Consider the following 12,901-nt stretch of genomic DNA (forward strand, 5'->3'; position numbering starts at 1 on the left):
GCTCAGCCGCGGTGGTCGCGGACGATCTCCGCGTACGCCGCGGCAGTCTTCTGCGCGATCGCTTCCCACCCGAAGTGGTCGACGGCGCGCTGCCGGCCGGCCTGACCACGCCGCCGAGCCTCTGCGGGGTCGGAGACGGCTTCGGTCAAGACGCGAGCGAGATCAGCGACGAACCCGTCGGGGTCAACCGGAGTGCCGGTGCCATCACTCACCTGCTCGATCGGCACAAGCCATCCGGTCTTGCCGTCGTCGACGACCTCCGGGATACCGCCGGTCGCGGTGGCCACCACAGCCGCCTCGCACGCCATGGCCTCGAGGTTGACGATGCCCAGAGGTTCGTAGACCGAGGGGCAGACGAACACAGTCGCTGCGGACAAGATGGCGATGATGTCGGCGCGCGGCAGCATTTCGTCGATCCAGACCACGGGGGCGGACCGCGCCGTACGCAGTTCGTCGACCAGTCCCTTGACCTCCTGGAGAATCTCAGGTGTGTCGGGTGCGCCAGCACAAAAAACGAGCTGGGTGTCGCCCGGCAGTTCTCGGCAGGCGCGCAGCAGGTAGGGCAGACCCTTCTGGCGGGTGATGCGGCCAACGAAGACCACGGACGGCGCCTCGGGGTCGAGGCCCTGACCTCGTACGACGTCCTTCGCCTTATCTGACGAATCTCGCTGCCACAGCTGCGAATCGATGCCGTTGTGGATGACCCGGACCTTCTGCGGGTCGAGGTTGGGATAGCTGCGCAGCACGTCCTGGCGCATACCGTCGCTCACCGCGATGATCGCGGCGGCGTTCTCGTAGGCCGTCTTCTCCACATAGGACGAGACGCGGTAGCCGCCGCCGAGCTGTTCTGCCTTCCACGGCCGCAATGGCTCGAGGCTGTGCGCGGTGATGACGTGGGGAACGCCATGCAGCAGCGACGCGAGGTGGCCGGCCATGTTGGCGTACCAGGTGTGGGAGTGCACCACATCCGTTCCGGCACAGGCCTGGGCGATGCTCAGGTCGACCCCGAGGGTCTTCAGGGTGGCGTTCGCGTCAGCCAACTCCGGCAAGTCGGGGTAGCCGTAGGTGTCGGCCTCTTCGACCGGTTTCCCGAAAGCCCTGACGACCACCTGGTGGTCCTCGTCGCGCAACGCCCGAACCAGCTCGGCGACGTGGACCCCGGCGCCGCCGTAGATGTTGGGTGGGTATTCCTTGGTCAACACGTCCACTCGCATGATTCGAACCTACTCGGTGTCCTGTCGAGCGAGACGATTCGAACCGGAACCGGACGGTAGCGGCCGACAGCCCATAGGTTTGGCACATGGTTGCCAAAGGTCCCAGTGTGCTCGCGATCGTGCTCGCCGGAGGTGAGGGCAAACGTCTGATGCCCCTCACTCACGAACGGGCGAAACCCGCCGTTCCGTTCGGCGGTATTTATCGATTGGTCGACTTCGCACTCTCGAATCTGGTCAACAGCGGATATCTCAAGATCGTGGTGCTGACTCAGTACAAGTCACACAGTCTCGACCGCCACATCACCAAGACCTGGCGCATGTCGACGATGCTCGACAACTACGTCGCTCCGGTGCCCGCGCAGCAGCGCGTCGATAAGAACTGGTTTGCCGGCTCCGCCGACGCGATCTACCAGAGCTTGAACCTGATCCATGACGAGCGACCTGAATACGTGGTGGTGGTCGGTGCCGACCACGTCTACCGCATGGACTTCAGTCAGATGCTCGACCAGCACATCGCCAGTGGCGCGGGCTGCACCGTCGCGGCGATCCGGCAGCCGATCTCGATGGCCGACCAGTTCGGTGTGATCGACCTCGATTCGTCCCAGCCGCACAAGGTCCGCGAGTTCTTGGAGAAGCCGAAGAACCCGCGCGGCCTCGAGGACAGTCCCGAGGAGATCCTCGCGTCCATGGGGAACTACGTGTTCACCACTGAGGCTCTGGTCGAAGCGGTGACCACCGACGCCGCTACTGAGAACAGCGACCACGACATGGGCGGCGACATCGTGCCCTACTTCGTCAATCGTGGTGACGCCTATGCCTACGACTTCAAGGACAACGACGTTCCGGGCGCCGATGACCGCGACCGCGACTACTGGCGCGATGTCGGAACCATCGACTCTTACTACGACGCCCACATGGAGATGACCTCCATCCACCCGGTGTTCAACGTCTACAACTACGACTGGCCGATCCGAACCAGCCCCGGCAACTACCCGCCGGCGAAGTTCACGACGGGGGCATCGCAGACCGCCGGCTTCGCGCTCGGATCGATCGTGTCGCAGGGATGCATCATCTCCGGTTCCACCATTCGCAACTCGGTGCTCTCCCCCAATGTGCGAACCCACAGCTTCACCGAGGTCAGCGATTCGGTGTTGTTGAGCAACGTCGAGGTGCAGCGCAACTGCCGCATCCGCCGCACGATCATCGACAAGGACGTCGAGGTCCCGGCCGGGGTCGAGATCGGGTTCGACCTTGATGCTGACCGGGCACGAGGCTTCACGGTCACCGACTCGGGAATCGTCGTCGTGCGCAAGGGCACGGTCATCGCTCCGTGAGTCGATTGCCCGCACTACAGAACGCTCTGCGCGAGGGTCCGGGATTGCTGGTGATGGACGTCGATTCGACGCTCATCCAGCAGGAAGTGATCGAGTTACTCGCGGCCCACGCCGGCCGAGAGGCTGAGGTGGCTGGGGTCACGGAGGCCGCGATGCGCGGTGAACTCGACTTCGCAGATTCGTTGCGTCGCCGAGTCGAGGCCTTGGCGGGACTGCCGGTGTCGGTGTTCGACGACGTACGGGCCGCCGTGCGTTTCTCGGCCGGCGCGCAGAACCTGGTGACGCAGCTGCACGCCCGCGGATGGGTCGTCGGCGTCGTGTCTGGTGGCTTCCTGGAGATCGTCGGACCGCTCGCCCAGGAATTGGGGATCGACCACGCCCACGCCAATGTGCTTGAGGTGCGGGATGGACTGCTGACCGGCCGGTTGGCCGCGGCGGTCGTCGATCGGGCCGAGAAGGCCAACCGGTTGCGCTCGTGGGCCGCTGAACACCAGATTCCCATCGACCGTACGGTCGCCGTTGGCGACGGCGCGAACGACCTGGACATGTTCGCTGCAGCGGCCGCCGGCATCGCGTTCAACGCCAAGCCGGTGCTGCGCGAACAGGCCGACGCGGTGATCGAGGGACCGCGACTCGACGAGGTCCTTGACCTGCTCGGACTCTCGGCTCCGCCCTCCCTAGAATCCGACCATGCGTAAACCAGGATCGCGTTCGCTGCTCATCATCGGCGGAGCCGAGGACAAAGTCGGGCGGGTGACGGTGCTGCGCCGCTTCGTGCGCCTCGCTGGCGGTCGCAAAGCCCGCGTCGTGGTCATCCCGACCGCGTCATCGGTGCCCGATGAGGTCGTTGAGGTCTATTCGACGGTCTTCTCCCGGCTCGGTTGCGCCGCCGTCGACGCGGTGAACCCCGCTAACCGCCAGGCGAGCAGCGACGACGACCTCGCAGAGATGGTCGACAACGCGACCGGGATCTTCATTTCCGGCGGAAACCAGCTCAAGTTGAGTCAGATGATCGTCGGCACCCCGTTGGGCGACGCGCTGCTGCGCGCTTACCAGCGCGGCGCAGTGGTGGCCGGCACCTCCGCGGGTGCCTCGATCATGAGTCAGTTCATGATCTCGATGGGCGAGGAGGGCGTGACCCCGCGCCAGCGTTCGTCCCAGCTCACCGTCGGCCTCGGCCTGCTGACCGGCGTCATCGTCGACCAGCACTTCGATCAGCGGGCGCGCTACGGCCGCTTGCTGTCGCTCGTCGCCGGCTCGCCCTCCCTGCTGGGGATGGGGATCGACGAAGACACTGCCGCCGAGATCACCGATGAAACTGAGCTGACGGTCGTCGGCAGCGGTGCGGTCTTCGTGGTTGACGCGCGCAACGCCATCACCGACGCCCACGAGGCCCGCCGCGATGCTCCGCTGCTGGTCACCGGAGCGGTCGTCCACACCCTGCCGTTCGGGGCCACCTTCGACCTGCGTACAGCCACGTTGGTCGAGTTCGTCGAGAAGCACGCCGATATCTCGGTGCAGTCCGGTCGCGACCGGCATGACACCGCCACCGCCGCAGCCGCGCTGCGTCACCACTGAACCCAAGGAGCCGCTCGTGTCGAACCCGACGCCTGATCTGAAGATCCTCTCCACCCGGGTCTACCGCGGCCCCAACGTCTGGTCGTACGAACCAGCGGTCCACCTTGTTCTCGACCTCGGCGGCCTCGAGCAGTTCCCGACGAACACCGTCGACGGCTTCACCGATCGGCTGATGGAGTTGCTGCCCGGCCTGGACACCCACACCTGCTCGCGGGGTCACAAGGGTGGCTTTGTCGAGCGGCTGCGCGAAGGGACGTGGCTTGGCCACGTCACCGAACACGTCGCGTTGCAGCTGCAGCAGGAAGCCGGCCACGATCTGCGTCGCGGGAAGACCCGCGCGGAGAAGGGCCGAACCGGCGTCTACAACGTGATCTACGGATTCCTGGACGAGCGGGTCGGTTTGGCCGCCGGCGAGCTGGCCGTTCGCCTGGTCAACCACTTGGTCAGCGCCGAGGAAGGTTTCGATTTCCCGACCGAGTTCGACGACTTCCTTTCCCAAGCCAGTCGGATGGCCTTCGGCCCGTCGACCAACGCGATCGTGGAGGAGGCGGTCAGCCGGGATATCCCCTGGACCCGCCTGAACAATGCCTCGCTGGTGCAGCTCGGTCACGGCGTTCACGCGCAGCGGATCCGGGCAACGATGACCTCGCAGACCTCGGCTCTGGCCGTCGACATCGCCGGTGACAAGAACCTGACCACCAAGCTGCTCGCCTCGGCCGGGCTGCCGGTCCCGCAGGCCGAAACGGTGCGTACGGCCGAAGGCGCGGCTGCGGCCGCCCGTCGGATTGGCTTCCCGGTCGTCGCCAAGCCGCTCGATGGAAACCACGGCCGCGGGGTGTGCCTGAACCTGATGAACGAGGACGACGTGCTGGCGGCGTTCCCGATCGCCTGCGAACAATCCCGTCGCGGGATCGTGCAGGTGGAGTCGTTCATCACCGGCAAGGACTACCGTTGCCTGATCGTTGGCGGCCGGATGGCGGCCATCGCCGAACGGGTGCCGGCCCACGTGATGGGCGACGGCGAACACACCGTCGCCGAGCTGGTCGAGATCACCAACTCCGACCCGCGCCGCGGCGTCGGCCACGAAAAGGTCCTGACCCGCATCAAGGTGGATGATGCCGCGATAGAACTGGTGCGCGAGCAGGGCTACGGAATGGATGAGGTCCCGCCCCAGGGCGAGATGGTGAAGCTGGCGCTCACCGGCAACATGTCGACCGGTGGCATCAGCGTCGACCGAACCTTCGATGCCCACCCCGACAACATTGAGATCGCCGAGGAAGCGGCCCGGATGATCGGCCTCGACGTCGCGGGCATCGACTTCATCTGCCCCGACATCACCGCACCCGTCCGGGAAACCGGCGGCGCCATCTGTGAGGTCAACGCAGCGCCCGGCTTCCGGATGCACACCCACCCGACGATCGGCGAGCCGCAGTTCATCGCCAAGCCGGTTGTCGACCTCCTCTTCCCGCCGGGTTCACCCAGCCGGGTGCCGATCGTGGCCGTCACCGGCACGAACGGCAAGACGACGACCTCGCGCATGTTGGCTCACATCATGAAGGGCCTCGGCCGCAAGGTCGGGATGACCTCGACCGACGGCATCGTGGTCGACGAGCGACTGGTGATCAAGGCCGATGCCTCGGGCCCCCGGTCCGCCCGGATGGTGCTGCAGAACCCGCGAGTCGATTTCGCGGTGATGGAGGTCGCCCGCGGCGGCATCCTGCGCGAGGGCCTGGGCTACGACCGCAACGACATCGCGGTGGTCACCAACATCCAGGCCGACCACCTCGGCATGCGTGGGGTGGATTCCCTTGAAGACCTCGCTCGTGTGAAATCCGTTGTGGTGGAGGCAGTTCCGCGCGACGGCTTTGCGGTGCTGAACGCTGACGATCCGCTGGTGCGGCAAATGCGACGTCGCTGCAGCGGCACCATCGTGTGGTTCTCGATGGAGCCGCCGGGCTCCGCCGTACGCGAGTTCATCGAGGAACGCTGCCGCCGAGGCGCCCGCGCAGTGGTGCTCGAACCGAGCGAGCGTGGCGAGATGATCGTCCTGAAGCAGGGCCGTCGCTCCATGCCGCTGGCCTGGACTCACCTGCTGCCCTCAACCTTCGGTGGCGCTGCGCGGATGAACGTGGCGAACGCGCTCGCGGCGGCCGGCGCTGCCTTCGCGGCTGGCGCCCCGCTGCACGACATCCGTCAGGGACTGCGCACCTTCACCACGTCGTACTACCTCTCCCCCGGACGCCTCAATCTGGTCGAGGTCAAGGGCGCGGAGGTCTTCGTCGACTACTGCCACAACCCGCCCGGCATGGAGCGGCTCGGGGAGTTCGTGGAGAACTACGTCGCGCAGAAGCAGAACCGCACCGCGGAGCGGGTCTCCCGGATCGGCGTCGTGGGTGCTGCCGGCGACCGACGGGACGATGACATCCGTGAGTTGGCCGCAATCGCCGCGCGCCACTTCGATGTGTTGATCCTGCGCGAGGACCAGAATCTGCGTCGCCGCGCGCCGGGTGCGTCTGCCGCGCTGCTCGCTGAGGGTGCCGCGCAGGCGATGGCCGACGGTGCCCGCTGCCGGATCGTCGAAACAGTGCTGGACGAGTTGGAAGCCACCCGTCACGCGATCCACCGGGCGAACCCCGGTGACGTCGTGGTGCTCTGTGTCGACCAGCACGCCAAGGTGCTGACTGAGCTCGAGGAGTTCACCAGCCGCGCCTCGGCCGGTGCTCGTGAGGACGACGCCCGCCCCGGCGACCCCGACCTCGACCCGGCTGAGCTGGCTGCCGAAGCCGCCACCACCTCGGCCGAGGACGAGCGTGAGGTCCGCGAGGCGATGGAGCGGGACGCATAGTCGGCTCGGCACTAACGCCGCACTTAACGACAGCCGCTGCAGGTACACCTGCAGCGGCTGTCGTTAGCTGGAGCTTCGCCGTTAGTCGGGCTGAGGTGGGCCGCCTCAGATCGCGCCGGTGAACCTGGTCAGTGATCGGCGGTAGCGCTCGACGTCGGGATCGGCGGACCGCGCCGCCAGGTGTCGGGCAAGGTCGCCGGCTGCGTCGCGGTCTCGGCCGAGGTCGTGCAGCGTGACGGCGCGGAACAGCGCAATCGCGTCACTGTCGGGCCACTGCTGCCACTGCTCGTCGAGCAACGTCAGCGACTCCTCGAGCCGGCCGAGATGACGCAGCGTCGACGCCTTTTGGATCAGGCATCGGCGGTGGAACGGCTCGCGCAGTCCGGCGGCCAGCGCGACGTCGTACGCCTCCAGCGCCTCCTGCTCGCGTCCAACGCTGTCGAACGTGCCGGCGTACTCGTAAAGGACCCGCGCATCGGTCGGGAAGTCGGCGCGCAGTTCTCCGCCCGCTCGAATCAGCTCGTCGGGGTCTTCGATCTCCCACAAAGCGGTGATTCGATCCTCGGCTTCGTGTTCGCCACGAGCGCGAATTGCCTTGCGACGCAACGACTCTGCATCGTCCGCGGTCCCTCCGCGAGCGAGGATCCAGTCGTGCAGCAGTGCGCGGTCGGAGTGGGTCATGTGGGCGAGCACGTCGCCGTCGTGGGCGTCCTCAAGCAACCGCTCCAGGCCCTCGAGCTCAGTCGGCGAGGAGGTGATCGGGGTGACGCCAACATGCGTCAGCCCGTCGAGGAAGTGCGCCTCGAGATCCTCCATGCTGCGCCCGCGCAGGTAATGCTCCTTGTGTTGAATGTGCACTCGGTCGGCGAGGAGTCCACCCATCTCGCCCAGGTTGCGCAGGATCTCGTCGGTGCGATCGCCACCGGTTCCCAGGCCGAGCAACACCCGCGAGCCTGGTTCACACAGTCCTCGCGCGACCCGCATCAAGGCCTCGAGACCGGCTTCGTTGTGTGCCATGTCGAGGATGACAGTTGCCGATCCACCCTGAGCCAGCGGGACCGAATAGCAGTTCATCCGTCCGGCGTTGTGTTCGGCGTCTGGGGCGAACGTACGAAGTCCTTCGACGACCGCTTCTCGCGGCAGTCCCGCCGCCAGTCCCGCGGCGGCACCGGCCAATGCGTTGGCCAGGTTGTGCTGGGACAACCCACACAACGTCATCGGGACGTCGAGCACGCTGAGTAGGCGGTCGTAGGGCTGGCCGGGCTCGACGACGACGATGTCACCGTCGATCACGGTGATGCCGCGGCCGTGGTGGTCGCGCACCTCGCGCAACGCCGGCGAGTCGGGATCGAGAGTGAAGCACCAGACTCGGGCCGAGGCGCCGGCTCGCATGGCCCACACCCGCGGGTCGTCTCCGTTGAGCACCACCCAGCCGGTGGGCCGGGTCACCTTGGTGATGATCGCCTTGACCTCAGCGAGCTGATCGACGGTGTCGATGCCTTGTTGGCCGAGGTGGTCGGCGCTGACATTCGTGACGACGCTGACGTCGTTGTAGGCGGTGCCCAATCCCTTGAGCAGCATGCCGCCGCGAGCCGTCTCCAAAACCCCGAACTCGACGTCGTCTTGCAGCGCTGCGCGAGCTCCGGCAGGACCGGAGTAATCGCCGCGCTCCACCAGTTCGCCCTGAACCAGAACGCCATCGGTCGAACTCCAACCGGTGCGCAGCCCGGCCGTCATGGCGAGATGAGCGATCAACCGGGTGGTGGTGGTCTTGCCGTTGGTGCCCGTGACGGCGACCACCGGAACCCGGGGCCGCAACGGCCGAAGCTGAATCTGGGCAGGTGCCTTGGCCAGTTCGGCGCTGAGCTCGGTCAGCAGGTTCGAATCAGCGCCGTCGAGCAGCCCCTGCAGAGCGCGCGTGATCGCGGTGGCCATCGCCTCCGCCCGCTCCCGGTGGCGCAGCGCGAACGCGACGACATAGTTGTCGTCGTGGCCGGGACGCACCCGGATCGCCAACCGGGTGGTGCCGGCACCGTGGGCCAGGCGGCGTACCAACGCCCCGAGGTAGAGCCCCACGTAGTCGCGCCGCTCCGGTGAGCCCGAAGCCCCCGCAGACCGACGGCGTACGCCGACCATGCGCCCAGCGCTGCGAACGACCGTTTCGGGCGCCTCGACATAGCCGGGGAGGTCGAAACCGAGCTTGGCCGCAGGTCGCGGAAAGTAAAGATTGGGTCCTTCGAGAACCCGGATCTCGGTGCACTGCACGGGAACAGCATCGCGCGTCATGCGCGCCAGCCTAGCCAGCGCGGGACGCTACTGTCCCATCGCGTGAACGCCACCGTCGACGTGGACAATTTCGCCGGTGGTCGCGGGGAACCAGTCGGAGAAAAGCGCCACGCAGGCCTTGGCGGCCGGCTCCGGATCGCGAACGTCCCAGCCCAGCGGGGCGCGCTCGCCCCAGGTGTTTTCGAAGGTCTCGAAACCCGGGATCGACTTGGCGGCGGTGGTCCGGATCGGCCCGGCGGAGACCAGGTTGCAGCGGATCTGCTCGGGACCCAAGTCGCGAGCGAGGTAGCGGTTGGTGGACTCGAAGGCGGCCTTGGCCACACCCATCCAGTCGTAGACCGGCCAGGCGAACTTGGCGTCGAAGGTCAGTCCAACGACCGATCCACCGGCAGGCATCAGCGGGCGGGCTGCGACCGCCAGCGACTTCAGCGAGTAGGCCGAAACGTGGATCGCGGTAGCGACGTCGTCCCACTCACCCGTCAGAAAGTTGAAGGCTCCTGGCGGCGCGAAACCGACCGAGTGCAACACGCCATCGAGGCCGTCGAGGTGTTCACGCACGCGATCGGGGAGGCTGGCGAGGTGGTCGGTGTCGGTGACGTCCAGCTCGATCACCGGTGGCGTCTGCGGCAACCGTTTGGCGATGGTCTGGGTGATCTTCATGGTGCGACCGAAGCTGGTCAACACCACGCTCGCGCCCTCCAGCTGCGCCAGTTTCGCCACGTGAAATGCGATCGAGGAGTCCATGAGGACGCCGGTGATCAGCAGCTTCTTGCCTTCGAGAATTCCCATTGCGGACTCGTCTCCCACTTGTTCTTCGGTCAGTGACCCATGCCGAGGCCGCCGTCGACCGGCACGACCGCCCCGCTGATGTAGGCCGCTTCATCGCTCGCCAGGAAGCGTACGACGCGCGCCACCTCCTCGGGTCGGGCGAACCGGCCCGCCGGGATTGCGGCGATGTAGGCGTCCTGCTGCGCCTGCGGCAGGGCCCTCGTCATGTCGGTGTCGATGAAGCCGGGAGCGACCACATTTGCGGTGATGTTGCGCTTGCCCAGCTCGCGGGTGATCGACCGAGCCAGACCCACCAGGCCGGCCTTCGAAGCGGCGTAATTCGCCTGACCCGGCGAGCCATAGAGGCCGACGACGCTGGAGACAAAGATGAGCCGGCCGCGCTTGAGTTTGATCATCCCCTTGCTGGCGCGGCGCGCACAACGGAAGGCGCCGGCGAGGTTGGTGTCGATGACCGCGTCGAAATCCTCATCGGTCATCCGCATCAGCAGGGTGTCCTTGGTGATGCCGGCGTTGGCAACAACGACCTCGACCGGTCCCCCGAACTTCTCTTCGGCGGCGGTGAAGGCGGCGTCGACGCTGGCGGAGTCGGTGACATCGCAGGCAATCGCGTAAGCGCGCTCCGGGCCGGACCCGTCGCGGGAGGTGATCGCGACGTTGTCACCGGCTTCCAGGAATGCTTCGGCGATCGCGCGGCCGATGCCGCGGTTCCCACCGGTCACCAAGACGTTCCGGGGCTGACTCATGGGGTCCTCGTTCTCCTTGCTACGGGGGCAGGCATCCCCGCGACCGTATCGACTACCCCGGGGTATCGGTAACTGCCGCGCGCAGGGGCCGGGGCCGGGCGACGTACGCTGGAACGTATGGCACGACGCGAAATCCACGAGGACGTCCCGTCGGCGACGAATCTTCCGTCCGCTCCTAAGGACGACCGCGACAGCCGGGTGCGCAACTACGTCATTTCAATGACCATCCGCACCATCTGTTTCGTGTTGGCGGTGCTCCTGTGGGCGCCAGTGCGCTGGTTGTCGGTGGTCCTGATGCTTGCCGCGGTCTTCCTGCCCTACTTCGCGGTGGTGATGGCGAATGCCACGAACCAGCGACGGATCGACGTTCTGGGCTCCGTCCGCCCCACCGATCCGATCGAGCGGTTGGAGGAACGCCGTCATGACCACGACTGACGGCGCGCCGCGATGCAGCGCAAAGGGGTGCACCCGGTCGGCGACCTGGGCTCTGTTGTGGCGCAATCCGCGGATCCACACCGAGGACCGGCGCAAGACGTGGCTGGCCTGTGACGAACACCGCGTGACGCTCGGGGAGTTTTTGTCGATGCGCGGCTTCCCGCTGGAAATCGAAGAGTTCGCGCCCTTGGGTGGCGGAGGTTGACGAGATCGTGGTCGGGCTCGTCGTCTGTTACCTGCGCCCCGACCACCTGTTCGCCCGGAACGGTCGCGGTGTTACCCGAGGCGCACGGGCGCGGTCTGGGATGTGAGCTCTTGACGACGGTTGAGAGCTTCGCGGTCGACCACGGGTATGCGCGGGTCTTCTTCAGCAAGGACCTGCCTGCCCGCGTCTAGGCTTGGAGTTGGCTTAGGCGGGCGCTCGCACCTGACGGAACGGCGTTACCCACAAGCCGACCACGACGAGCACGAACACACCGGACGCGACCAGCAGCATCGGGCGAAAGCCCCATACATCAGCCAGGATTCCTGCGATGGGGGCGACCAGCATCGCGACCGCGCGGTTGAGCGAGCGGAGCGTGGTGTTCGTACGCGCCTGTAGTTCGTCGGGCGTCACGAGCTGGCGGTAGCTCATCTCGTGGGAATTGCTCATCCCGATCGAGAGCCTGTAAAGGCACTGCCCGACCAGCAGCAGTGACAGCCCGTGGGCCATGAAAAACGCCCCGACCGCGACGGCGGTAATTGCATGGGCCGCGATGATGGTTCGCCCTGTTCCCCATCGGCGTCCGACCGACGTGGTGATGGCTGCCCCGATGACCGCGCCGACTCCGCCGACCGCACCGGTGACGCCGAATTCGAACGCGCTGAGGTGCAGGGTGCGCAGGGCATACGGCGCCAGCACCACACCGACGATCGCGTTGCCGACGAACCACCCGTGGGTGGCGATCGCGAGTGTTTTCAGACCGGACCGACCGTACGACCACCGCACGCCTTCGACGATCTCCCGCAGCAGACCTCGGACGGTGATCCCCGTGCGGGCGGGCGGTTCGTCGAGCTTGATGCGGCGCAGGGTAAAGGCGGAGTAGAGGTAGGTGAGCGAGTCGAAGAGGACCGCGACCGGAGCCCCCAGGAGGCTGACCCACACGCCACCGAGGGCTGGGCCGGAGGTGGAAGCGACAGCGTCGGCGCCATCGATCCGCGCGTGGGCCCGTTGCAGGTGATGGCGGTCGACCAACCGCGGCATGAAGGACATTTCCGCTGCGCCGTTGACGACGGCCGCTGTGCCGTAGGCGACCACCACGATGAGCAACGTCGGCAGGCTGAGCAGATCGAGCCACCACAGCAACGGGATCGTCAGGAGTAGTGCGGCCTGGGCGAGGTCGGTGCCGATCAGCAGAGGTAACCGTCGGCGCCCGTCGACGATCGCGCCGACGATGAGACCGAACACCAGGTAGGGCAGCCAGCGCGCCCCGTTCAACCACCCGACGTCGGCGGCGGAGCCGTGGAGGGTGAGCACGACCAGCAACTGGAGCGCGAACAGCGTGACGTACGAACCGAATCCGGAGACCGCAGCCGCGCGCCAGTAGCGACGGAACGGATCACGGCGAAGCGGGTCGACGGTGGTCATTGGGTCGAGTCTGTCAGGCGAGTTTGGCGCGCGGCTTAACCAGCGGGAGT

12 protein-coding genes are annotated in these 12,901 nt (G+C 66.7%); 7 read left to right on the forward strand and 5 right to left on the reverse strand.

The annotated features are described in order from the left end of the window. Positions 1-2: 2 nt before the first annotated feature. On the reverse strand, positions 3-1,214 hold the full coding sequence (glgA, locus tag ACYU98_RS07640) for a glycogen synthase (RefSeq protein ID WP_460467611.1): 1,212 nt from the start codon (positions 1,212-1,214) through the stop codon (positions 3-5). An 86-nt stretch (positions 1,215-1,300) separates the two neighbouring features. Here glgA and glgC point away from each other — a divergent pair, with 86 nt between their 5' ends. Genes glgC through cphA form a run of 4 tightly spaced genes read left to right on the forward strand, consistent with a single transcriptional unit; the run spans position 1,301 to position 6,971 of the window. Then, entirely contained in the window at positions 1,301-2,548 is a 1,248-nt protein-coding gene (gene glgC, locus ACYU98_RS07645) for a glucose-1-phosphate adenylyltransferase (RefSeq protein ID WP_460467612.1), read from the forward strand. Then, on the forward strand, positions 2,545-3,246 hold the full coding sequence (serB, locus tag ACYU98_RS07650) for a phosphoserine phosphatase SerB (RefSeq protein ID WP_460467613.1): 702 nt from the start codon (positions 2,545-2,547) through the stop codon (positions 3,244-3,246). The genes glgC and serB overlap by 4 nt, the downstream gene beginning before the upstream one ends. After that, positions 3,239-4,126, forward strand: a complete 888-nt coding sequence (locus ACYU98_RS07655) for a cyanophycinase (protein WP_460467614.1) — start codon at positions 3,239-3,241, stop codon at positions 4,124-4,126. Before serB ends, ACYU98_RS07655 begins: the two co-directional genes overlap by 8 nt. Then, positions 4,086-6,971, forward strand: a complete 2,886-nt coding sequence (cphA, locus tag ACYU98_RS07660) for a cyanophycin synthetase (RefSeq protein ID WP_460467615.1) — start codon at positions 4,086-4,088, stop codon at positions 6,969-6,971. The genes ACYU98_RS07655 and cphA overlap by 41 nt, the downstream gene beginning before the upstream one ends. 105 nt (positions 6,972-7,076) lie before the next feature. Here the strand turns inward: cphA and ACYU98_RS07665 are convergent, their stop codons facing one another. From ACYU98_RS07665 to ACYU98_RS07675, 3 genes are read right to left on the reverse strand one after another with little or no spacing between them, the layout of a single operon-like run. Continuing rightward, positions 7,077-9,257, reverse strand: coding sequence for a tetratricopeptide repeat protein (locus ACYU98_RS07665; protein ID WP_460467616.1), 2,181 nt, complete (start codon positions 9,255-9,257; stop codon positions 7,077-7,079). A gap of 27 nt (positions 9,258-9,284) precedes the next feature. Then, on the reverse strand, positions 9,285-10,046 hold the full coding sequence (gene fabI, locus ACYU98_RS07670) for an enoyl-ACP reductase FabI (RefSeq protein WP_460467617.1): 762 nt from the start codon (positions 10,044-10,046) through the stop codon (positions 9,285-9,287). A gap of 29 nt (positions 10,047-10,075) precedes the next feature. Then, positions 10,076-10,789: a beta-ketoacyl-ACP reductase gene (locus ACYU98_RS07675; RefSeq protein WP_460467618.1), complete on the reverse strand. Its 714-nt coding sequence runs from the start codon at positions 10,787-10,789 to the stop codon at positions 10,076-10,078. 117 nt (positions 10,790-10,906) lie between these two features. Here ACYU98_RS07675 and ACYU98_RS07680 point away from each other — a divergent pair, with 117 nt between their 5' ends. From ACYU98_RS07680 to ACYU98_RS07690, 3 genes are read left to right on the forward strand one after another with little or no spacing between them, the layout of a single operon-like run. Beyond that, the gene (locus ACYU98_RS07680) at positions 10,907-11,224 is read left to right on the forward strand and encodes a DUF3099 domain-containing protein (RefSeq protein ID WP_460467619.1); all 318 of its coding nucleotides are present in this window, start codon (positions 10,907-10,909) and stop codon (positions 11,222-11,224) included. Continuing rightward, positions 11,211-11,429, forward strand: a complete 219-nt coding sequence (locus ACYU98_RS07685) for a hypothetical protein (RefSeq protein ID WP_460467620.1) — start codon at positions 11,211-11,213, stop codon at positions 11,427-11,429. Before ACYU98_RS07680 ends, ACYU98_RS07685 begins: the two co-directional genes overlap by 14 nt. After that, positions 11,426-11,620: a GNAT family N-acetyltransferase gene (locus ACYU98_RS07690; RefSeq protein WP_460467621.1), complete on the forward strand. Its 195-nt coding sequence runs from the start codon at positions 11,426-11,428 to the stop codon at positions 11,618-11,620. The genes ACYU98_RS07685 and ACYU98_RS07690 overlap by 4 nt, the downstream gene beginning before the upstream one ends. A 13-nt stretch (positions 11,621-11,633) precedes the next feature. Here the strand turns inward: ACYU98_RS07690 and ACYU98_RS07695 are convergent, their stop codons facing one another. Beyond that, the gene (locus tag ACYU98_RS07695) at positions 11,634-12,851 is read right to left on the reverse strand and encodes an MFS transporter (RefSeq protein ID WP_460467622.1); all 1,218 of its coding nucleotides are present in this window, start codon (positions 12,849-12,851) and stop codon (positions 11,634-11,636) included. Positions 12,852-12,901: the final 50 nt, after the last annotated feature.

Source organism: Calidifontibacter terrae, from assembly GCF_054778835.1.